This window comes from Mesorhizobium sp. B3-2-1 (genome assembly GCF_006439515.1).
Taxonomy (GTDB): Bacteria; Pseudomonadota; Alphaproteobacteria; order Rhizobiales; family Rhizobiaceae; genus Mesorhizobium.
In genome coordinates this window covers 111,871-133,454 of the sequence record NZ_VFTI01000013.1, presented here as the reverse complement: position 1 = coordinate 133,454, position 21,584 = coordinate 111,871, and the positions used below count along the sequence as shown (strand labels likewise).

21 protein-coding genes are annotated in these 21,584 nt (G+C 62.7%); 15 read left to right on the top strand and 6 right to left on the bottom strand.

The features are described 5' to 3' along the window. Together mutM and FJW08_RS15725 are read right to left on the bottom strand one after the other, a co-directional pair. A complete protein-coding gene (mutM, locus tag FJW08_RS15730; RefSeq protein WP_140811358.1) occupies positions 1–891 on the bottom strand; it encodes a bifunctional DNA-formamidopyrimidine glycosylase/DNA-(apurinic or apyrimidinic site) lyase in 891 nt (296 codons plus the stop codon). Continuing rightward, entirely contained in the window at positions 884–2,125 is a 1,242-nt protein-coding gene (locus FJW08_RS15725; protein WP_140811357.1) for a phosphopentomutase, read from the bottom strand. The genes mutM and FJW08_RS15725 overlap by 8 nt, the downstream gene beginning before the upstream one ends. Positions 2,126–2,356: 231 nt before the next feature. Between FJW08_RS15725 and FJW08_RS15720 the strand changes: the two genes are divergently transcribed. After that, entirely contained in the window at positions 2,357–3,274 is a 918-nt protein-coding gene (locus tag FJW08_RS15720; protein WP_181182936.1) for a phosphate/phosphite/phosphonate ABC transporter substrate-binding protein, read from the top strand. Between the two features lie 5 nt (positions 3,275–3,279). On the opposite strand, the gene FJW08_RS15715 is transcribed toward FJW08_RS15720, so the two are convergent. The 3 genes from FJW08_RS15715 to FJW08_RS15705 form a co-directional block, all read right to left on the bottom strand. Beyond that, entirely contained in the window at positions 3,280–3,903 is a 624-nt protein-coding gene (locus FJW08_RS15715) for a TadE/TadG family type IV pilus assembly protein (protein WP_140757996.1), read from the bottom strand. Positions 3,904–3,943: 40 nt separating this feature from the next. Then, positions 3,944–4,525, bottom strand: a complete 582-nt coding sequence (locus FJW08_RS15710) for a TadE/TadG family type IV pilus assembly protein (protein WP_140757860.1) — start codon at positions 4,523–4,525, stop codon at positions 3,944–3,946. 139 nt (positions 4,526–4,664) lie between these two features. Further along, on the bottom strand, positions 4,665–5,087 hold the full coding sequence (locus FJW08_RS15705) for a pilus assembly protein N-terminal domain-containing protein (protein WP_140757859.1): 423 nt from the start codon (positions 5,085–5,087) through the stop codon (positions 4,665–4,667). Between the two features lie 358 nt (positions 5,088–5,445). On the opposite strand from FJW08_RS15705, the gene FJW08_RS15700 reads away from it, so the two are divergent. The 9 genes from FJW08_RS15700 to FJW08_RS15660 all read left to right on the top strand — a co-directional run bounded on the left by FJW08_RS15700 (position 5,446) and on the right by FJW08_RS15660 (position 14,545). After that, positions 5,446–5,622, top strand: coding sequence for a Flp family type IVb pilin (locus FJW08_RS15700; RefSeq protein WP_056569967.1), 177 nt, complete (start codon positions 5,446–5,448; stop codon positions 5,620–5,622). Between the two features lie 188 nt (positions 5,623–5,810). Next, positions 5,811–6,329, top strand: coding sequence for a prepilin peptidase (locus tag FJW08_RS15695; protein WP_140757858.1), 519 nt, complete (start codon positions 5,811–5,813; stop codon positions 6,327–6,329). Between the two features lie 211 nt (positions 6,330–6,540). Beyond that, positions 6,541–7,353 carry a Flp pilus assembly protein CpaB gene (gene cpaB / locus FJW08_RS15690; RefSeq protein ID WP_140757857.1) on the top strand — a complete coding sequence of 271 codons (813 nt, stop codon included), beginning with the start codon at positions 6,541–6,543 and terminating at the stop codon, positions 7,351–7,353. After that, positions 7,350–8,864 carry a type II and III secretion system protein family protein gene (locus FJW08_RS15685; RefSeq protein WP_140757856.1) on the top strand — a complete coding sequence of 505 codons (1,515 nt, stop codon included), beginning with the start codon at positions 7,350–7,352 and terminating at the stop codon, positions 8,862–8,864. The genes cpaB and FJW08_RS15685 overlap by 4 nt, the downstream gene beginning before the upstream one ends. Positions 8,865–8,878: 14 nt before the next feature. Beyond that, a complete protein-coding gene (locus FJW08_RS15680; RefSeq protein ID WP_140757855.1) occupies positions 8,879–9,607 on the top strand; it encodes a CpaD family pilus assembly protein in 729 nt (242 codons plus the stop codon). Positions 9,608–9,654: 47 nt separating this feature from the next. After that, complete coding sequence (locus tag FJW08_RS15675) at positions 9,655–10,944, top strand: CpaE family protein (RefSeq protein WP_140811355.1); 1,290 nt, start codon at positions 9,655–9,657, stop codon at positions 10,942–10,944. 23 nt (positions 10,945–10,967) lie between these two features. Then, complete coding sequence (locus FJW08_RS15670; protein ID WP_140811354.1) at positions 10,968–12,467, top strand: CpaF family protein; 1,500 nt, start codon at positions 10,968–10,970, stop codon at positions 12,465–12,467. A gap of 29 nt (positions 12,468–12,496) precedes the next feature. Next, positions 12,497–13,510: a type II secretion system F family protein gene (locus tag FJW08_RS15665; RefSeq protein ID WP_140757852.1), complete on the top strand. Its 1,014-nt coding sequence runs from the start codon at positions 12,497–12,499 to the stop codon at positions 13,508–13,510. 9 nt (positions 13,511–13,519) lie between these two features. Continuing rightward, entirely contained in the window at positions 13,520–14,545 is a 1,026-nt protein-coding gene (locus FJW08_RS15660; RefSeq protein WP_140757851.1) for a type II secretion system F family protein, read from the top strand. Between the two features lie 82 nt (positions 14,546–14,627). On the opposite strand, the gene FJW08_RS15655 is transcribed toward FJW08_RS15660, so the two are convergent. After that, positions 14,628–15,458: a tetratricopeptide repeat protein gene (locus FJW08_RS15655; protein ID WP_140757995.1), complete on the bottom strand. Its 831-nt coding sequence runs from the start codon at positions 15,456–15,458 to the stop codon at positions 14,628–14,630. 131 nt (positions 15,459–15,589) lie between these two features. Here FJW08_RS15655 and FJW08_RS15650 point away from each other — a divergent pair, with 131 nt between their 5' ends. From FJW08_RS15650 to pdeM, 5 genes are all read left to right on the top strand, one after another. Next, positions 15,590–16,954 (top strand): leucyl aminopeptidase family protein, encoded by a 1,365-nt coding sequence (locus FJW08_RS15650; RefSeq protein WP_140811353.1) that lies wholly within the window; start codon positions 15,590–15,592, stop codon positions 16,952–16,954. Between the two features lie 70 nt (positions 16,955–17,024). Beyond that, positions 17,025–17,375 carry a MarR family winged helix-turn-helix transcriptional regulator gene (locus FJW08_RS15645; protein ID WP_140507608.1) on the top strand — a complete coding sequence of 117 codons (351 nt, stop codon included), beginning with the start codon at positions 17,025–17,027 and terminating at the stop codon, positions 17,373–17,375. A 30-nt stretch (positions 17,376–17,405) separates the two neighbouring features. Then, the gene (locus FJW08_RS15640; RefSeq protein WP_140811352.1) at positions 17,406–18,266 is read left to right on the top strand and encodes an NlpC/P60 family protein; all 861 of its coding nucleotides are present in this window, start codon (positions 17,406–17,408) and stop codon (positions 18,264–18,266) included. Between the two features lie 67 nt (positions 18,267–18,333). Then, a complete protein-coding gene (locus FJW08_RS15635; protein ID WP_140811351.1) occupies positions 18,334–20,868 on the top strand; it encodes a ligase-associated DNA damage response DEXH box helicase in 2,535 nt (844 codons plus the stop codon). Then, positions 20,865–21,581: a ligase-associated DNA damage response endonuclease PdeM gene (gene pdeM, locus FJW08_RS15630; RefSeq protein ID WP_140811350.1), complete on the top strand. Its 717-nt coding sequence runs from the start codon at positions 20,865–20,867 to the stop codon at positions 21,579–21,581. The genes FJW08_RS15635 and pdeM overlap by 4 nt, the downstream gene beginning before the upstream one ends. Positions 21,582–21,584 lie beyond the last annotated feature (3 nt).

Here is a 21,584-nt window from a genome sequence, read left to right as displayed (position 1 = left end):
TCACGCCTGACACGTCCGGCAATAGAAGGTCGAGCGCCCGCTCTGCACGATCCGTTCGACATGGCCGCCGCAGCCGCGCTTCGGGCAAGGCTCGCCTTCGCGGTCGTAGACGGCGAAGGAATGCTGGAAATAACCCAGCGATCCATCGGTGTGCACGTAGTCGCGCAGCGAAGAACCGCCTGCCGCGATGGCATCTGATATGACCGAGCGGATCGCCTCGGCGAGGCGTTCGCTTTGTTCCCTGGCCTTCTTGCCCGGCCTGGCGATGGTGCCCGCCTCGCGCAGCGGTGACAGGCCGGCGCGCCAGAGTGCCTCCGAGACATATATATTGCCTAGACCGGCGATCAGCCTCTGGTCGAGAAGCGCTGCCTTGAGCGGCGACCTGCGGCCTTTCAGCAACGAGGCAAGCAGAACGCCGTCCAGCGCATTGCCGGTGGGTTCGACGCCCAGTCCGGCGAGCATCGGATGCGTCTCCGGCGGCTCTTCACCAAACAGCATGAAGCCGAAGCGGCGCGGGTCGTTGAAGATCACACGTGACCGCCCGCCGGCCGCGGAAACGACATGGAACACGACATGATCGTGCGCCGCGCTCTTCGAGCGTTCATGGTGGAACGCGCCCGGTGTCTCGCCGTCGTCGCCGGTCTCGATGCGAAAGGAGCCGGACATGCCGAGATGGCAGATCAGCACCGGACCGCCCTGAATATGCATGGTCAGGTATTTGGCCCGCCGTCCAAGCGCCGTGATCGTCCTGCCGGTCAGACGCTCCGAAAACCGATCGGGGAAGGGGAAGCGCAGATCGGGCCGTCTCATCTCGACCTTGGCCAGATGGGCACCTTCCAGGACCGGCTGCAGACCGCGCCGGACCGTTTCGACTTCGGGTAGTTCAGGCATGGCCGCCAATCGAGGCATGGAAGGATATGCCGTTGCGGCCGCGCCTCAGCGCGAGATGTTCGGCAATCGTCTCGCCGATATCGGCGAATGTCGCCCTAAGCCCTATGTCGCCGCCTTTGAGGCCAGGTCCAGTGCCGATGACCGGAATGCGTTCGCGGGTATGATCGGTGCCGCGCCAGGTCGGATCGTTGCCATGATCGGCGGTCAGGATGAGAAGGTCGCCCTGCTTCAGCTTCGCAAATGCCTCCGGAAGCCTCCGGTCGAAGGCCTCGAGCGCGGCGGCATAACCGGCGACGTCGCGGCGATGGCCGAATTCGGTATCGAAATCGACGAAATTGGCGAAGACGAGGTCGCCGTCGCCGGCCTCGTCCATGGCGAGCAGCGCTTGGTCGAACATGGCCATGTTGCCCGCAGCCTTGCGGACTTGCGAGATCCCGCGATGAGCGAAGATGTCGCCGACCTTGCCGACGGCGATGACGCGGCTGCCGCGCGCCGTCACCCGGTCGAGCAATGTCGGCTCGGGTGGCGGCACGGCGTAGTCGCGGCGGTTGTACGTCCGCTCGAAGGTGGCTGATGTCTCGCCGACGAACGGACGTGCGATCACCCGTCCGATCCTCAGCGGGTCGACCAGCCGGCGCACCACCTGGCAGAATTCATAGAGCCGCTCCAGACCGAAATGGGTCTCATGCGCGGCGATCTGCAGGACGGAATCGACCGACGTGTAGCAAATCGGCTTGCCGGTGCGGATGTGTTCCTCGCCGAAGCGCTCGATGATCTCGGTTCCTGGAGCATGGCAATTGCCGAGGATGCCGGGCACCTTGCCCTCGCGGATGATCGCCTCGGTCAGGTCGGCCGGAAAGGCGGGAACCGTGTCGGGGAAATAGCCCCAGTCGAAGCGCACCGGCAGGCCTGCGATCTCCCAGTGGCCGGAGGGCGTGTCCTTGCCTGTCGAAATCTCTTGCGCCGCGCCATGGAAGGCATTGGCGAGCAGGTCCGTCCCGAAATGCGTAAAACCCAGTCCTGTCGCCGTCTCGGCTGCCTTGCCAAGTCCCAGCGATGCCATATGGGGGACGAACAGTGGTCCCTGACGGAGCCCTTCGCGATCCGCGCGCCCTTCCGCGCAAGCTTCGGCGATGTGCGCCAGCGTGTTGGCGCCGGCGTCGCCATAGCTTTCGGCGTCGGCCGCGCCGCCGATGCCGAAGGAATCCAGGACAAAGAGAAAAGCACGCGCCATCGGGTCGTTTGTTGCCAGTGTGGACGCCCAGACATAGGGTTCCACGGCGGCCTTGGCAATTCGGAAACCAAACGGCAACGGCTTGGCGCGATAGTCAAGTCCATGTCGCCCAAAAGTGTCGCCCAAAAGTGCGCGGCGGTTTGGGATAACGAGATACAGGCACGAAAGATCAGGTGTCGCGACGAGTTGGGCATGTCCATGGACGGAACAAACGGCAAAGGCGGTTCTGTCATGAAGGCTGCGCTCAAGGCATGGATTGCCCTCATGGCTGTGAACGGCGCGTTCTGGTGTGGACCGGCATGGGCGGACTGGCGCGACGATATCGGCACATTTCGCATCGGCATCGTCGCCGAGCCTGGCGCTGGCAACACCGTTCCGGGGCTGGCGGTGTTGACGCAAGCCTTTACCAATGCACTCGGCATGAAGGTCGAATTCGTCGTTGCCCGCGATTATGCGGCACTGATCGAGGGACAGGCCAATGCGCGGATCGAATACGCCATCTATTCGGCGACCGCCTACGCCACGGCGCTGCAACGCTGCGGATGCATCGAGCCGCTCGTGGCTCCGGTCGATTCCGACGGTGCGGCCGGCATCCGCTCGGTGCTGCTGACCAGGAATGGCAAACTGCCCGGCCTGGCCGGCATGGCGACCCACCGGATCGCCATGGCGCCGCCGGACAGCGTCGGCGGTTCGCTTCTGCCCTTGGCCGGCTTGGCCGCCGAGCACGTCGAGATCGCCGAAGATGCACCGTTCCTTGTCCAGGCCCCCTCGGCGTCGGCGGCCGAAACCATGCTCGTCGACGGTCAAGCCGACGCCATGTTCGGCTGGGTGAAGGCAGCGGCCGACGGACAGCCGCGAGTGGCCGGGGGCACGCAGGCAAGGCTCGAGGCATCAGGCCTTTCGGCCCTTCAGGTGGTGTGGATATCGGCTCTGCTGAGATACGGTCCCCATGCAGTGCGCAGCGATCTCGATCCGGAAGCCAAGCGTCGGCTGACCGTGTTTCTCACCAACCTCAAATCGACGACGCCGGATGTCTACGATCTTCTGGAATCGAAGCATACCGGCGGCTTTATGCCCGTGGCTTCAAAGGATTATGCGACGGCGGAAGCCATCGTGCGCCTGGTGTCGGCCGATGGCGGTCGGCGATAAGGTTTTCAGCAGTCGCTGCAAGGAATCGTGGCGCTCCTGCGGGGGCGCAGATAATAGGTTTCGCCCATCGGGATCGTCGTTGTGAGAGATGGGGTCATTCCAAGCTTCTGCGGGCTGTCCGTCGTCCAGCCGATGATCGGCGTATAGTTCAGATTGCTTTCCACGCGGATCAGGAAGGTCCCGGCTACCGTGAGGGTTGCCGGAACCGTGGTAGCGGTGCCGGCGGTGGCTCCGACGCCGTTCACACCGTTGACCACCTTGCGCGACCACACCACCAGCACCCTCGGCGTGGCATCGGTGGTGACCTGTATGGCCGTGATGGTGATGTTCGGCGTCGAGCGGTTGTAGGGTTGAAGGGTTACGCTGCCGATCTTCATGATGGCATCGAGGTCCGCCTTGACGATCGTCGGCTGTTGCGTCACGAGATCGGCGACCATGCTGCCGACGCGGCTGACCTTCTTGCTCGTCTCTATGGCCTGCGAAGCCTCCATGGTCATGAAATACATGACCAGCAGGATAGGCGCGATAAGCGCGAACTCGACCGCCGCGACGCCGCGGCGATTGGACCAGAACCGGACCGATTTGCCCCAGAGCCCTGCAATTCCCAGATGTGCCCCCGCACGCATCATACTCATTGCCTTTTTTCTTGTTGTTGCTTCCGTGGTGGTCTCAATTGTCGAACGGCTCGTTCTGCCAGGTCACCGAAGCGAAATGCAGGGTCTTGTTGCCTCCCATCGACTGCGCCATCAAATCGGTCATGATGGGCCATTTGTAAAAGACCCGCAGCATGTTCCTTGATTCCGCCGCACCCCGCGTGACGGTAAAGGGCACATCGGCGCCGTTCTTCGTCAGCTTGATGTCACCGGCCTGAATCCTGAAGCCGGCCAGGGCCGCGTCGGCGAATGTCGTGTATTGGCGAAGATCGACGCTCAACTGATTGGGACAATCCTGGGAAACGATGATTTCCAGCTTGTCGCAGATCATGTTCTTCAAATTGTCTCCTGCGACGTCGGCGGCCGTCAACTGACCGGTGCGCAGCCGGCGCGCGACATCGTCGGTGATGTTGGCCATCACCTCCTGGCTGGCAAACGAGATGCAGCTTTCGAGGATGGCGAAAACGAGGAGCGCAAATGGCATGGCAAGCAGCGCGAACTCCAGCGCCGTACTGCCGCGCCGGTCGCGCACGAAGCGTTGAAAAGACCTGGCGCGCTCCACCTTGTGCTGACCTGTAGAGCTGAACTGCTTGCTCATGCGATGTTCCTGCCATCCCTGGACGGTGCTGACAGGTGTGTTAGCGCAAACCAATTGAGGTCCGGTTTGAATGATCGTTAAAGTCGGCGCGGGCGTTTTAACCAGGCGGTAACCTGGGCCATGGCGCGCTCCGTGCAACCTATTTGCTGGCGCTCATCTCGGCTTCGGACGATTTCTCCGCCTCGCTCTTGTAGGAGCTTTCGCAATAGGGCGTGCACGACATGGTCTGGACTTCCGCGCGCCGGTAAATGCGAACCGACGAGGCTGCCTGGCGGACCACGGTTACCTGTGCGTCGACGATCGGGCTGCCGTCCTGGTCGAGAACGACGAGATTGGTGACACCGAAACCCTTGCCGGTGAGCACGACCGTCGAGGCATCCTGGACGGAAGCATCGGCGATTGCCGGGTTGCCCACGACGATCGTGTCGGCGGGGCGTGACAGTTTCACGATCTTGGCCTGATTCATGGTGACCTCGATGTCGGCGCCAGCCCTGGCGGGTGTAATCGAGCTGGCGGCGGCAAGAAGCGCGGCAATCAGGATTGAGGATCTCGGCACGGCCATCAAGGCGCTCCACGCAAGCGGACTGTTCAACGGAACATGAACGAGATTGGTGAACCAACGGTTAAGTCGGCTCGTCGCCGCCGTATGTAGTGGTCGGCATGGCTGCCCGCATGGCCGGATCCACGCAGTGGGCTCAAGCTTTCCCAAGCCCTTGCCTTTTACGGCGTTTCCCCGCGAAACGGGATATTAGCCAGCGCTTAGTATGGAGTTAACCACGCACTTGGTTCGAGCCGGGAAAGGAATCGGTAAGGCTGTTTATTAAGCCGATCGAAAGAGCTTCTCCCTAGATTGGCAGCATCCGATCAACCATCACAGAAGTTGACGGAAGTGCTGTAACACGTGGAGTAGGAGCTCTCGAATGTCTAACCTTTTTGCACGTTTCGTGAAAGACGAATCCGGCGCGACCGCTATCGAATATGGTCTGATCGCCGCTCTCATCGCGCTCGCCATCATCACCGGCGCCGGCGCACTCGGCAATGCCATCAACGCCAAGTTCACTTCGATCGGAAGCACGCTGAACAGCAGCGGCAGCTAATCTGCTTATTGCTGATCGCTCGGATTGCATTCTGGACAGGGGCCGCCCCAGGGCGGCCCCTGTTTTGTTTTACCTGTCTCGGGGGCGCAGCGGAAACGGTCGTCTTTTCACTACGGACCTCATCAATCGTTAATCGAACCAGCCTAGATTGAGTTTCTGTGGAATCCGCACAATAGGCACAATCGCCGATGCTTGAAGCCCTGATCTTCGTCGTCTTTCCGTTCTGCATGCTGTTTGCCGCGATTTCCGACATGCTGTCGATGACGATCGCCAATCGCGTGCCAGTGCTGCTTGTCGTCGTCTTCGCGCTGGTGGCGCCACTGACGGGCATGGAATGGGCGGCCTACGGCTGGCATTTCGCCGCCGGCGCCATCGTCCTGGCCGTGACGTTCGGTCTGTTCGCCTTAGGTGGCATGGGCGGTGGCGATGCCAAGCTGCTGGCAGCCACGGCCGTTTGGATGGGGTTCAACGTAAATCTCGTCGAATATCTTGTCGCCTCGACAATCATCGGCGGCCTTCTGACAATCGCGATCCTGCTTTACCGGAAATCGCCGCTGGCGGTTTTCACCGGACGCAATCCATTCCTGCGTCATTTCGCGGAAGAGTCAGCCGGTGTTCCCTACGGGATCGCGCTGGGCCTGGGTGGCCTGCTGACCTACCCGGATTCGCCTTTGATGGTGTGGGCGCTGGCAAGGCTGGCGAGCTGAATTCATTAAATTTCTTCGGCTGACATGCCTTGGACGCCGGCTTTGCGGAGCGGCAGCCCAGCTTTTCCGCGCCTCGCGGCGCGATCCATTCTAATTTATATAAACCTTAAATTAATCACGATCGTAAGCATTGCATTAACCTTGTTTTGACGATTGCCGCTGCAAAGTCCGGCTTGGCTAGGTGGTTTGCCAAGGGCGAGGGTTCGGACAGATGCCAGCATCCCGATTGATTATTCTGAGCGTGGCGGTGGCCGCGGCGGGCGGTGCCGGCTATGTCGCGAAAAACATGGTCGCTCCGCCGCCCCAGGTCGTCGTCGATGCTGGCCCACAGGCGCCCGCGGTGTCCCTGCAGGACGTGCTTGTGCTCTCGGGCGATGTCGCAATGGGCAACGCGCTCGAGAACAACATAACCTGGCAATCCTGGCCCGCTGACGGCATCAACGCGAATTTCATCACCAAGGCCACCGCCCCCGACGCTTTGGAGAAACTGAAGGGGTCGATTGCCCGCGTGGCGATGTATGCGGGCGAGCCCGTGCGGCGCTCCAAGCTGATCGGCGAGGGACAAAGCTTCATGTCGTCCATCCTGCCTTCCGGCATGCGGGCGGTCGCAACGACGATATCGGCGGACACTTCGGCCGGCGGCTTCATTCTTCCAAACGATTTCGTCGACGTCATCATGACCCGCAGGGCCGATGCCAACAGCGGCGGCGCCGGCTTCAACACCGAGACCATCCTCAAGAATATCCGCGTCCTGGCAATCGACCAGACCATCCAGGAGGACGAGGAGGGCAAGAAGACCAAGGTGGGCCAGACAGCCACGTTGGAGCTGACGCCCAAACAGGCGGAGATCATCACCGTCGCCCAGCAGATGGCGGATCGCCTGACACTGGCGCTGCGGGCGATTACGGACACCCAGGAAAAGAATGTGGGCGAGGCCGACTATCTCGTTTCCGGCAATGGCCGCAAGGGGACAGTGAGATTGATCAAGTCGGGCGAAGTCTCCGAAGTAGGGGCAAGGAAATGAGGCTAATCGCTAAACTGCCGGCAATCGTCGCCACGGCATTCGGCCTGCTGCTCGTTGGAGCGAATGTGCAGGGCGTCGAGGCGAAGAGCACGCAGGTATCGGCTACGACAGCCACCCAGCGCGTCAAGCTCGGCCTCAACAAATCGGTGGTCATAGACCTGCCGAGCGATGCCTATGACATTCTTGTCGCCAACCCCTCCGTTGCTGACGCGGTGACCCGCACCGCAAGGCGTATCTACCTCTTCGGCAAGGCCGTCGGCGAAACCAACATCTTCGTCTTTGGGCCGAACGGCGAACAGATCGCCAGCCTGGACCTGGCCATCGAGCGCGACGTCGCCGGCCTGGAGGATTATATCAAGCGCTTCCTTCCGACCTCGGCCGTCAAGGTGGAACTGCTGAATGACAACGTTATCCTGACCGGCACCGTCGACACGCCGCTTGACGCGAAACGCGCCGTCGACCTGGCGACGATCTTCGTCTCGGGCGGTGAAGCGACGACAGGACAATATTCGCAGACCGCTGCCGGCGGCTCAGCCCAGAGTGGCGTCGACATCAACAACCCGGACCAGCAGCGCCGTACCTCGAAGATTGTCAATCTCTTGCAGATCATCGGCGACGATCAGGTAACGCTCAAGGTGACAGTGGCCGAAGTCAGCCGTTCCGTGATGAAGCAGCTCGGCGTCAACTTGATCGGCAACGGCGGCAGCAATGGCATCAGCTATGGTGCGATCAGCGACAATTTCTCGGGATTGGGTAAGCAGCTGTCGCATTCAGGCCTCAGCATCGGCAACTCGGCACTGATGGCCTATATCAACGCCATGGAGGAGTCCGGGGTCATGAAGACGCTGGCTGAGCCAACCTTGACCGCCGTATCCGGCGAGAAGGCGACCTTCAAGGTCGGTGGCGAATACAACATGGTGACCGGGGTCTCCCAGAACGTATCCACCGACAACCAGACTGGCCTGACAACCTATTCCATCGACAAGATCGAGTATGGCATCGGCCTGGAATTCCAGCCGGTCGTGCTGTCTCCCGGCCGCATCAGCCTGAAGGTCAGAACCTCGGTTTCGGAGCCAACGACTGAAGGATCCGTGCCGCTTTCCAATGGTGTGACGAGCCCAGGTACGAATCTCCTATCGCTGCGCAAGCGCCTTGCCGATACGACGGTCGAACTGCCCTCAGGCGGTTCCATGATGATCGCCGGCTTGGTTCGCGACGATGTCAGGCAGGCCGTCAACGGCTTGCCCGGGTTGACAAAGATTCCCGTCCTTGGGGCGCTCTTCCGCAGCAGGGACTTCGTCCGCAACGAAAGCGAGCTCGTCATCATCATCACGCCCTATCTGGCTCGGCCGGTAGCACGCAATGATCTCGCCAAGCCGGACGACAATTTCAACCCGCCGAGCGACGGCGCCGGCATGTTCTTGGGCAAGGTCAATCGCGTCTACGGCACCATGCAGACCGACAGGCCCAACGGCCGCTATCACGGCGTTGTCGGCTTCATCTACAAGTGAACGGGAAAGCACACATGTCTCAGTCAGCATTGAAGGCAAGGACCATGGCGATGTGCTCCGGCCGTTCTCGGAGCCTGCGGGCGCTTCCGATCATGGCGGTGGCGCTGTCGGCTCTGCTGGCCGGTTGTGCCCAGCGCGACAGCGTTACCGTCGGCGCCATCCCCGATGACTATCGCACCAATCATCCGATCGTCATCGCGGAGAAGAACCAGAAGATCGATCTTCCTGTCGGCGCCGGCGACCGTGGCATGACCGGCTCGCAGCGCGACACGCTTCTTGGCTTCCTCGATGGCTACGACAAGAGCGCGGCTCCGGCATTGACGATCCAGGTTCCAAGCGGGTCGGCCAATGAGGTCGCCGCGACAGCGGCCGGCCGTGATTTCGCCCGGCTCGCGGTCGCCGCCGGCGTCAAGCGCAACCGGATCGTCGTGGTCCCCTATCAGGCTGGATCGAGCGAGGCATCGGCCCCCGTTCGCGTCTCTTATATCGCGGTGAGGGCACAGACCGACAAATGCGGACGCTGGCCCGCTGACCTGGTGGAAACGTCTGAGAACAAGCACTACGCCGACTTCGGCTGCTCCTACCAGAACAATCTTGCCGCCCAGATGGCCAATCCAAATGATCTTCTCGGGCCCCGCAAGCAGACCACCATCGACGCGGAAAATCGTGGTGCGGTTATAGACGTGTACCGAAGCAGGGGCATTTCGACTGAATTCCTCGGCAACTCGGAAGTGACTTACTAAGCCGCCCTCGGAAAGAAGCGACGCCACGAACAGGCCACGGAAAGAGCATGACCATGAGCAACCTTGCCTATGACGCCACCGTGGAGGGCGGTGATACCTCGCTGCAGGACGTCGCCGCGATGCAGGCATTGCGGCCGGTTCCACGTATTTCGATCCAGGCATTCTGCGAAACGGAGGGCGTTGCCAATCCGGTCCAGCGCGCCGGCGAGGACCGCCGCATGACCAAGGCGCATCTCAAGGTTCATATGGGCGGTGTTCCCACCGCCATCGAGTTCTACCAGTCGGCGCCGACACCGAACCTGATTCTGCTGGAATCACGCAGCGAACCCAAGCAACTGCTGGAGCAACTCGCCCAGCTCTCGGAATATTGCGATCCATCCTCGAAAGTGGTGGTGATCGGCCACTACAACGACGTTGGTCTCTATCGCGAACTCATCCGCTCCGGCATCTCGGAATATGTCATCGCGCCGGTGTCGATGGCCGACGTCGTCAGTGTCGTGTCGTCGATCTTCGTCGATCCGGAAGCTGAACCGCTCGGCCGCTCGGTCGCCTTCGTCGGCGCCAAGGGCGGCGTCGGCTCTTCCACGATCGCCCACAATGTCGCCTGGGCAATGTCCTCCCTGTTCAAATCCGAGGTCGTTGTGGCCGACCTCGATCTCGCCTTCGGCACCGCCAACATCAATTTCGATCAGGATCCGGCGCAGGGCATCGCCGAGGCTGTGTTCTCGCCCGAGCGCATCGACGAAGTCTATCTCGACCGGCTGCTGACCCAATGCGCCGAGCATCTGTCGCTGCTCGCGGCGCCCTCCACGCTGGATCGCGTCTACGATTTCGATCCCGATGCCTTCGTGCAACTTGTCGATACCGCGCAGCGCAGCGTGCCGCTCCTTGTGCTCGACGTTCCCCATATCTGGACCGGGTGGGCCAAGAACACGCTGGTCAAGGCCGACGAGATCGTCATCACGGCAACGCCGGAACTGGCCAATCTGCGCAACACCAAGAACCTGGTCGACATGTTGAAGCGGCTTCGCCCGAACGACCCGCCGCCGAAATTGATCATCAACCAGGCCGGCGTGCCCAAGCGGCCGGAGATATCGCCATCCGATTTCGCCGAGCCGCTCGGCCTGACACCGATATCGGTCATCGGCTTTGATCCCGTGCTGTTCGGCAATGCCGCGAACAACGGACGCATGCTGGGCGAGATGGATGCCAAGAACCCGGTTGTGGCCACCATCAACGAAATTGCTCATGTGCTGACCGGCCGCAGCGAAATCCGGGCGAAAAAGAAAGCTGGCCTGGGCAGTCTGCTCGGCAAGCTCTCGCGCAACAAGAAGTGACGCAATGGGGTCGGTAGTCGGTCATGTTCGGTAAAAGAGGCAACGACGACGGCAACCGGTTCACGCCGGAATTTCGCCAGCCGGCACCGGTCGCGCCGGCCGCCGCGGTTTCGGCGGACACCGCGGTTCTTGCCCGGCCCGCGCCCACGCCTCAGCCGAGCGCGCCTGTCGCGCCACCAGCCAGGCGCGCGGTCGAGGCGCCACCGATGGCGCCGGAACCAAGGAAAGGCCGCGAAAAGAGCGAAACCTACTACGATACCAAGAGCCAGGTTTTCTCGGCCCTCATCGATACGATCGACCTGTCGCAACTCGCCAAGCTCGATCCCGAAACCGCCCGCGAGGAAATCCGCGACATCGTCAACGACATCATCGCGATCAAGAACTTCGCGATGTCGATCGCCGAGCAGGAAGAACTGCTCGAGGACATCTGCAATGACGTGCTTGGCTATGGGCCGCTCGAGCCGTTGCTCGCGCGCGACGACATCGCCGACATCATGGTCAACGGGTCCAAGAACGTCTACATCGAAGTCAACGGCAAGGTCGAACAGACCAGCATCCGCTTCCGCGACAACCAGCAGCTGCTCAACATCTGCCAGCGCATCGTCAGCCAGGTCGGCCGCCGCGTCGACGAATCCAGCCCGATCTGCGACGCCCGTCTTCCCGACGGGTCGCGCGTCAACGTCATTGCGCCGCCGCTGGCCATCGACGGCACCGCGCTCACCATCCGCAAATTCAAGAAGGACAAGCTGACGCTCGATCAGCTGGTCAAGTTCGGCGCCATCTCTCCGCAAGGGGCCGAAGTTCTCAAGATCATCGGCCGTGTTCGCTGCAACATCGTCATCTCGGGCGGCACCGGCTCCGGCAAGACGACGTTGCTCAACTGCCTGACCAACTACATCGACCGTGACGAGCGCGTCATCACCTGCGAGGATTCGGCTGAACTGCAGCTGCAGCAGCCGCATGTCGTGCGCCTGGAAACGCGTCCGCCCAACCTCGAGGGCGAGGGCGAGGTGACGATGCGCGACCTGGTCAAGAACTGCCTGCGCATGCGGCCCGAACGCATCATCGTCGGCGAAGTGCGCGGACCCGAGGTCTTCGACCTTCTGCAGGCGATGAATACCGGCCATGACGGCTCGATGGGGACGATCCACTCCAACAGCCCGCGCGAATGCCTGAACCGTATCGAATCCATGATCGCCATGGGCGGCTATTCGCTGCCGCAGAAAACGGTGCGCGAAATCGTCGTCGGCTCCATCGACGTGATCATCCAGGCGGCGCGCCTGCGCGATGGGTCGCGCCGCATCACCCATATCACCGAAGTGATCGGGATGGAGGGCGACGTCATCATCACGCAGGATATCGTCCTCTACAATATCAAGGGCGAAGACGCCAACGGCAGGCTGCTGGGTGAGCACGTCTCGACCGGCATCGGCCGCCCCCATTTCTGGGAGCGGGCTCGATACTATGGCGAGGAGCAGCGTCTCGCCACAGCGCTCGAGGCTATGGAGAAACGTGCTGACTGACGCATCCGCAGGCGTGAAGGTTCTGGTCGATGTTTGGAATTGACGGCACCGTATTGGCGTTTGTCGTGCTCGCCGGCTTCAGCGCCGGCGCGGTCGCCTATGCATTCCTGTTCACCCAGATCAGCAATGAGAAACAGGCCGGAAAGCGGCTTGAAACGATCAAGGCCGCCGAGACGGACCGTTCTGTCGTCAAGGCGACGCGTGACCGCGCGGCGGACGCGGCCAAGCGCCGTAAATCGGTGCAGGATTCGCTGAAGGAACTCGACGAGAAGCAGAAGACCAAGGACAACGCCGTCAAGAAGCCGCCGCTGAAAGCCCAGCTTCGCCAGGCTGGGATGAAGGTGCCGATCGAGCGGTTCTATATCTATTCGGCCATATGCGGCCTCGCGCTGGCAATCGTCGCGTTCGTGGCTGGTGCGCCGATGATTGTCTTGCCGGGTGTGCTGCTCGCCGGAGCGCTCGGCCTGCCGCGTTGGTTCGTTTCTTTTCGTCGCATTCGCCGCGTCAAGGCATTCCTCAACGAATTTCCAAATGCGCTCGACATCATCGTGCGGGCGGTCAAGTCCGGCCTGCCGCTGAACGACGCCATACGCCTGATCGCCAATGAATCGCCTGAGCCCGTGAAGACCGAGTTTCGCCGGATAGTCGATTCGCAGCAGATGGGAATGTCGATCCCCGACGCGACCTTGCGCATGCCCGAAACCATGCCATGCACAGAGGCGAGTTTCTTCGGCATCGTCATCCAGATCCAGTCGCAGGCCGGCGGCAATCTCTCCGAGGCGCTGGGCAACCTTTCGCGCGTGTTACGCGACCGCAAGAAGATGAAGGCCAAGGTCGCGGCACTGTCGATGGAAGCGAAAGCATCCGCCGCCATCATCGGCGCCTTGCCTTTCATCGTCGCCTTTCTCGTCTATCTCTCCAGTCCCAACTATCTGATGCCGCTGTTCACGACCAGCGTCGGCCATTTGATACTCGGTTTCGCCGCCGTCTGGATGTCGATCGGCATCTTCGTGATGCGCAAGATGATGAACTTTGAAGTCTAGGGCCGTGGCATGACCGAACAAGCCATCAAATCACTGACGGATCCCAGCTTCCTGATTGCGCTGCTGGTTGCCATCGCCGTGTTCGCAACCGTCTTTACGTTGCTGCCGGCGTTTGGCGGAAACCCGCTCAAGGCGCGCATGAAGTCGGTCGCGCTGGAGCGTGATGAGCTTCGCGCCAAGCAGCGCGCGCGGCTAGCGACCGAGGCCGATCGCCGCCGCAAGGGTCTGCGCGAGCAACAGTCGGTCGGCATGCGCAACATTGTCGACCGGCTCGATCTACGGCGTGCGTTGGCCGACGAGGCCACCTTGCAGAAGCTCAAGGTTGCCGGCTTTCGCGGACAGAACCCTCTGACGCGTTTTCTGTTCTTCCGCCTGGTGCTTCCTTTTGTCGGCTTCGCGCTCGGTCTGATCTATATTTTCGTGCTCGGAGGATTGCCCGACAAGCCGTTGGTGGTCCGGCTGTTCGTATGCATTCTGGTTGCCTATGGCGGCTTCTACACGCCGGTCCTCTACGTCAACAACCGTGCGACCAAGCGCAAGCAGTCGATCCAGATGGCGTGGCCGGATGCGCTCGACCTGATGCTGATCTGCGTGGAGTCCGGCATGTCGGTGGAAGCCGCGCTGCGCAAGGTCGCCGACGAGATCGGCGCGCAGTCGGTGGCCCTGGCGGAAGAATTCATCCTGACCAATGCCGAGCTCTCCTATCTGCAGGAGCGCAAGCAGGCTTATGAAAACCTGGCCAGTCGCACGGGGCTGGAATCGGTCAAGTCGGTATCGCAGGCGCTTGTCCAGGCCGAGCGCTACGGCACGCCGGTGGCGCACGCGCTGCGCGTGCTTGCCGCGGAAAGCCGCGACATGCGCATGAACGCCGCCGAGAAAAAGGCGGCCGCCCTGCCGCCCAAACTCACCGTGCCGATGATCTTGTTCTTCCTGCCGGTGCTGTTCGCCATCATCCTGGGGCCGGCGGGCATCCAGGTCAGCCAGCGCGGGATCTTCGGCGATCATTCCGGGGCGGCCGCGTCGACCAGCCAGTAAACCAACGCAGAATCCGTCCGCGGAAACAAAAGCCGAGCTGCTATCGAGCGCGGCTTTTTACGATTTACGGCAAGCGCGGCGATCAGTTGGTGGCGGTTTTCGCCGGTTTCGCCTTGTCCTGATCCTTCAGCTGGCTCCAGGCGTTCTGCTGGGCCAGCATCTGCCTGAGATAGGCGACGTTGGCCTGTGCCTGATCGGGCGAAAGTTCCTGCGAGGCGATCTTTTCGGCTTCGTCGAAACGGCCCTGCAGGCCGACGACGAGCGCCAGGTTCTGGCGCACCCGGCTATCGGCGTTCGGCTGCTGGGCCGCCGACCGCATATAGGTTTCGGCGGTGCGCAGATCCCCTTCCAGCACATAGGACATGCCGAGATTGGAAAGGATCGAAGGCTCGTTGGGCTTGAGTTCGAGGGCCTTGCGGTAAAGCTGGCGCGCTTCATCCTTCTGGTTGAGCTGATCAAGTATGGCTCCTTCGGCGGAGACCAGCCTCCAGTCGGGATATTCCGGCGTCTGTGCGCGGCGCACCGCATCGAGCGCCGCCTCGAACTGGCCGTTGGCGGCCAGTGCCTTGCCGTAGGCGGCGAGTACGTCGCGGTCCTTGGGATAGGCGATCGCCAGCTTGCGCATCACGGCGAGTGACTGGTCGGCATCGCCATCCATCTGCAGCGCGGCCGCGAAGTTGGTCGCGATACGCTTGTCGTTGGGACTCCTGGCGTAGGATTGGCCGAGTGCTGCCGTGGCATTGTGTAGTTCTCCCGCCGACATCGTCTCCAGCGGCTTGCCGCTGGTGCGTCCGATCGAGCCGGTGGTGAGCTTGTCGGTTGCGCACCCCGCGACACCTGCCGCGAGCGCCAGCATGAACGCCGTGGTGATGAGCCGCTTTCCCCGGATGTTTATCGTGCGGTTGGTCGGCATCGGCACCCTGGGCCTCCATTCATACGTGTGGCCATTGCGTGGCCATCTTCCCTCCAGCAGAAATATTCTGTTAACCCTAACGGAGGGTTAAGAAGCGCCGACTCGGGCGAGCTCGGCAGGAGAAACATCTGATGTCCGTAGAACTGGTCGAGAACAAGCTGAAGAACCCGCTGCCGATCCATCTGGTCGCCAGGGACGGCCTGGAGGTGGCCGGTCTGTCGCCGTCCATTGTCGCCTGGGCCAAGGCAAACGGCTTTTCCGGCGAGGCCGGCAGGACGCTGGTCGTGCCCGGTGAGAACGGAGTGCTCGCGGGCGCCCTGTTCGGTCTTGGTGACGGCGAGGGCGCGCTTGCCATCGGCGCCCTGGCGAAAACCTTGCCGGAGGGCGACTGGCATTTCGCGTCCAAGCCGGCCCAGCCGGAATTGGCGGCTCTTGCAATCGTGCTCGGCGGTTATGTCTTTACCCGCTACGGCAAGAAGCCGGGCAAGGCGCTGCGCTTCGACCTGCCTGCCGGCGCCGACGCAAAACGTGTTCGTAGTATAGCCGACGGCGTCTTCCTGGCTCGCGACCTTGTCAACACGCCGACCAGCGACATGGGGCCGGACGATCTGGAGAGGGCGGTGCGGACCCTGGCTGGGACCCACAAGGCCGAAGTCTCCGTCATCAAGGGCGACGACCTGCTCACACAGAATTTCCCGATGATTCACGCCGTCGGTCGCGCCTCGTCCGATGCGCCGCGCCTGATCGACATGACATGGGGGCAGCAAGGCGCGCCGAAGGTGACGCTGGTCGGCAAGGGTGTCTGCTTCGACACGGGCGGCCTCGACATCAAGCCTTCTTCGGGCATGCTGCTGATGAAGAAGGACATGGGCGGCGCGGCCAATGTGCTTGGCCTGGCCTCGATGATCATGGCGGCTGGGCTCAAGGTGCGGCTGCGGGTGCTGATCCCCGCGGTCGAGAATTCGATTGCCGGCAACGCCTTTCGCCCGGGCGACGTGCTGGCGAGCCGAAAGGGCATCTCGGTCGAGATCGGCAATACGGACGCGGAAGGGAGGCTGGTGCTGGGCGATGCGCTGGCGCTGGCCGACGAGGAGGAACCGCGGCTTCTGATCGACATGGCGACCCTGACCGGAGCAGCCCGCGTCGCGCTTGGCCCCGACCTGCCGCCCTTCTACACCGATGACGAGGCGCTTGCCTCGGAGCTGGCAGCGGCATCGCTGGCAGTCGAGGATCCGCTGTGGCGCATGCCGCTATGGCGGCCCTACGATGCGAAATTGTCGTCGAAGATCGCCGACATCAACAACGTTACCACGGATGGTTTCGCCGGCTCGATCACCGCAGCGCTGTTCCTCAAGCGCTTCGTCGAAAAGTCGGCAAGCTGGGCGCATTTCGACATCTTTGCCTGGAACCCCGCCGATCGCCCCTACGGCCCCGCCGGTGGCGAGGCGCAAGGGATTCGGGCGCTGGAGCGGACCATCTCGACGCGCCATGGCTGATGCGCAAGCAGAGCCGGCAAATTGCAGAAACTGAAACGGAACCGAAACAATTTGCCGTCATCATGGCGCGATGTCGATTGCGATGCGCCCGAGCCAAGCCTTGCGACTGTGGCAGCAGGTGATGCTGTCGCAGGTTCGCGAGGACGCGCCTGATCTCACCATGCGCCAGACGGCGATCCTGTTCACCATCTATCTCGATCCGCCGCCGCACACCGTACGCGGGCTTGCCGCCCGCCTCAACGTCACCAAGCCGGTCATCACGCGCGCGCTCGACACGATGGGCGCGCTGAAACTGGTGTCGCGCCATCGCGACGAGCTCGACAAGCGCAATGTCCTGATCAAGCGCACCGTCGAAGGCGCGCTCTTTGTCGAGCGCTTCGGCGATGGTATCATTGCCAAGGCCCACGACCTGCCGATCTGACTGTAGTGCCCATTCAACAAGGTTGCCGATTTGACCGCCCACGACGCACGCCTTCATGCCTTCCGCTCCGATCTGGCCGATGCCAGGTTGAAAGGAGAGGTCGTTGCCGACCGTTTCGTAGCGGGTCGGCCAGCGCGGATTTCGGTCCCGGTGGCCGATATCCGCAAGGCGCCGACGCTGGATTCGGGCATCAACACGCAAGCTCTGTTCGGCGACGATGTCCTGGTTTTCGAGGATCGAGAAGGCTGGGCGTGGATCCAGGCCGAGCGAGACGGCTATGTCGGCTATGTCGCCGACGTTATGCTGGGCAGGCGGGACCGTGCGCCCACCCATATCGTCTCGGTGCCGCGTACGTTCCTTTATCCCGGCCCGGATCTGCGCTTTCCGATCGCCGGGCAACTGTCGATGGGATCGGCGGTAACCGTGACAGGTGCCGCTGAAACACGCGGCACGCACTATGCGCTGCTGCCCTCCGGTGAAGCCGTGATCGCTGGCCATCTGCGGCCGATCGGCGAAATGGCCGGCGACTATGTGTCTGTGGCCGAGACATTTCTCGGCACGCCCTATCTGTGGGGCGGTGTTTCCGGCTTCGGCATCGATTGCTCCGGCCTGGTGCAACTGGCCATGCGCATGACCGGCAGGGAGGTGCTGCGCGATTCCGACATGCAAGCCGCGTCGATCGGCGAGCCGCTCGAGCCAAGTCCCGATTTTTCGGGGCTGCGACGTCGTGACCTGGTGTTCTGGGAAGGTCACGTCGCCATCATGACCGACGCCGAAACCATGATCCACGCCAACGGCCACACCATGTTGGTGTCGCGCGAAGGGCTGAAGGAAGCCATCGCCCGCATCGGCTATCTCTATGGCGCGCCGACGGGGTTCCGGCGCCCGTAAGGCTTTTCGGTCCCCTTTTGTTCCGATTCCGCTTGGCGATTGCCTGCCGCCGCGCTACCTCTGACGCGTGACCGAGCTGCCTCGCCTCGCCGACCAGAATGCCGCCGTCGTCCTGCCCGAGCCATTCGTAAAATGGTTCGGCGAGAAAGGCTGGTCGCCGCGCGCCCATCAGATCGAACTCCTGGCGAAGGCCCAAGCCGGGCAATCGGTGCTGTTGATCGCGCCGACCGGCGCCGGCAAGACGCTGGCCGGCTTCCTGCCGTCGCTGACCGAACTGGCCGTCAGGCCAAGGCGAAAACCAGGCCAGGCGCGGCGCGGCATCCACACGCTGTACATTTCGCCGTTGAAGGCACTGGCCGTCGACATCGAGCGCAATCTCGGCAAGCCGGTCGAGGAGATCGGCCTGCCCGTGTCCATCGAAACACGCACCGGCGACACCCCCGCCCACAAGCGCCAGCGCCAGAAACTTGCGCCGCCCGATATCCTGCTCACCACGCCCGAGCAACTGGCGCTGCTGATCGCGGCAGGCGATGCCAGACGCTTCTTCGAGGATCTGCGCTATGTCGTGCTCGACGAATTGCATTCGCTGGTGACATCGAAGCGCGGCCATCTGCTGGCGCTTGGGTTGGCGCGGCTGCGCAGCTTTGTCCCTGGCCTTCAGACGATCGGGCTGTCGGCGACTGTTGCCGAGCCGGACGAATTGCGGCGCTGGCTGGTCAGCCAGAACCCGCCGGGTGGCATGGCGGAATTGATCATTGTGACGGGCGGCGCGAAGCCCGAAATCTCGATCCTCGATTCCGAGGAGCGGGTACCTTGGGCGGGGCACTCGGCGCGCTACGCCACGCCGGAAATCTACCGCGAGATCAAGCGCCACAAGACGACCTTGCTGTTCGTCAACACACGCAGCCAGGCGGAGCTGCTGTTCCAGGAGTTGTGGCGGGTCAACGAGGACACCTTGCCGATCGCCCTGCATCACGGCTCGCTCGATGTCGCCCAGCGCCGGCGCGTCGAGAAGGCGATGGGCGAGAACGCGCTGCGCGCCATCGTCGCCACCTCGACGCTCGATCTCGGCATCGACTGGGGCGATGTCGATCTGGTCGTGCATGTCGGTGCGCCGAAGGGCGCCAGCCGGCTGGCGCAGCGCATCGGCCGTGCCAACCACCGCATGGATGAGCCGTCGAAGGCGATCCTGATCCCCGCCAACCGTTTCGAGGTGCTGGAATGCCGGGCAGCACTCGACGCCAATTATCTCGGCGCGCAGGATACGCCGCCGCTGGTCGATGGCGGGCTCGACGTGCTGGCCCAGCATGTCCTGGGTTGTGCCTGCGGGGCGCCATTCCGCGCCGATGACCTGTATGAAGAGGTGCGAACGGCGGCACCCTATACCGGCCTCGATCGTCCGACATTCGACCGCGTCGTCGATTTCGTCGCCACCGGCGGTTACGCGCTGAAGAATTACGAGCGCTATGCACGCATCCGCCTGAACAAGGATGGACTGTGGCGCGTATCCAATCCGCGTGTCGCCCAGCAATACAGGCTGAATGTCGGCACCATCATCGAGGTGCCGGCGCTCAACGTCCGTTACGTCAAGGCCGGCAGCAAAGGCTCGGCGTCGCACGGCGGCCGCGTGCTCGGCAAGATCGAGGAGGCGTTCCTCGAAACCTTGACACATGGCGATACCTTCATGTTCGCCGGCAAGGTGCTGCGCTTCGAAGGCATCCGCGAAAATGAATGCTTCGTCTCGAACGCGCCGGGCAGTGACGCCAAGGTGCCCTATTATGGCGGCGGCAAGTTTCCGCTCTCGACCTACCTTGCCGAGCAGGTCCGCATCATGCTGGACGATCCGCAGCGCTGGAAGAAGCTGCCGGAGCAGGTGGCCGACTGGCTGCGGTTCCAGTCGGACAAATCGATGCTGCCCAAGCGCGACGATTTGCTGATCGAGACCTTTCCGCGCGGCAACCGCCACTATCTGGTCGCCTATCCCTTCGAGGGCAGGCTCGCGCACCAGACGCTTGGCATGCTGCTCACCCGTCGCCTCGACAGGGCCGGCGCCAGGCCGCTCGGCTTCGTCGCCACCGACTATGCGCTCGCCATATGGTCACTGGGCGACATGGGCGCGATGTTCAAAGCGAGGAAACCGTCGCTCGGCGCGCTGTTCGACCAGGATATGCTGGGCGACGATCTCGAAGCCTGGCTGGCCGACAGCTGGCTTCTCAAGCGCACTTTCCGCAATTGCGCGCTGATCTCCGGCCTGATCGAAAAACGCCACCCCGGCCAGGAGAAGAGCGGCCGGCAGGTCACGGTGTCGACCGACCTGATCTACGATGTGCTGCGCAGCCATGAGCCGGACCACATCCTGCTTCAGGCGACGCGTGCCGACGCGGCGACCGGCCTGCTCGATGTCAGCAGACTTGCCGACATGCTCTCGCGCATCCAGGGTCGAATCATGCATAAGGCGCTCGAACAGATTTCGCCGCTTGCCGTGCCGATCATGCTCGAGATCGGCAAGATGCCGGTCAATGGCGAGGCCGATGAAACGCTGCTGATGGATGCGGCGACGCTGGTCGAAGAGGCCATGGGCCCGGGGATGGTTGACGAATGAACTTTTCGCTGGCGCGCGCATCGCTGATCGGCGAGGCCGACCTTGTCGGCATCGCGGGCGAGCGCGCGGTCTGCGATCCGCGCGGCGTGCTCTATTTTCCCGAGCTCAGGCTGCTGACAGTATCGGACCTGCATCTGGAGAAGGGGTCGTCGCTGGCAAGGCGCGGTACGCTGATCCCGCCCTACGATACCGGCGCGACCCTGCTACGGCTGCAGGCGGTCATATCAGACTATCAGCCGTCGATCGTCATCAGCTTAGGTGACTCCTTCCATGACGGCGGCGGCGCCGAGCGCATGCATCAAAGCTTCCGCGAACGGCTGGAAGCGCTGATGGCAGGCCGTGACTGGTTCTGGGTCGCCGGCAATCACGACCCGGAAGCGCCCGCGGACCTGCCCGGCGAGACCGTGCGGGAACTGGCCATAGGTTCGCTGCTGTTCCGGCACGAGCCGTCGAAGGTGCGGGTCGAGGGCGAAATATCCGGCCACCTCCATCCCTGCGCCCGCATCGTGCAGCAAGGCCGTTCGGTGCGGCGGCGCTGCTTTGCCGGCGACGGCGGCCGCATGATCATGCCGGCCTTCGGCGCCTATACCGGTTCGCTCAACGTGCTCGACCGAGCCTATGCCGGCCTGTTCCGGCTGGAATCGTTGATGGCCTACATGCTGGGTACCGACCGCATCTTCGCCATCTCCCGCTCGATGCTGCGGCCAGGCTGAGAT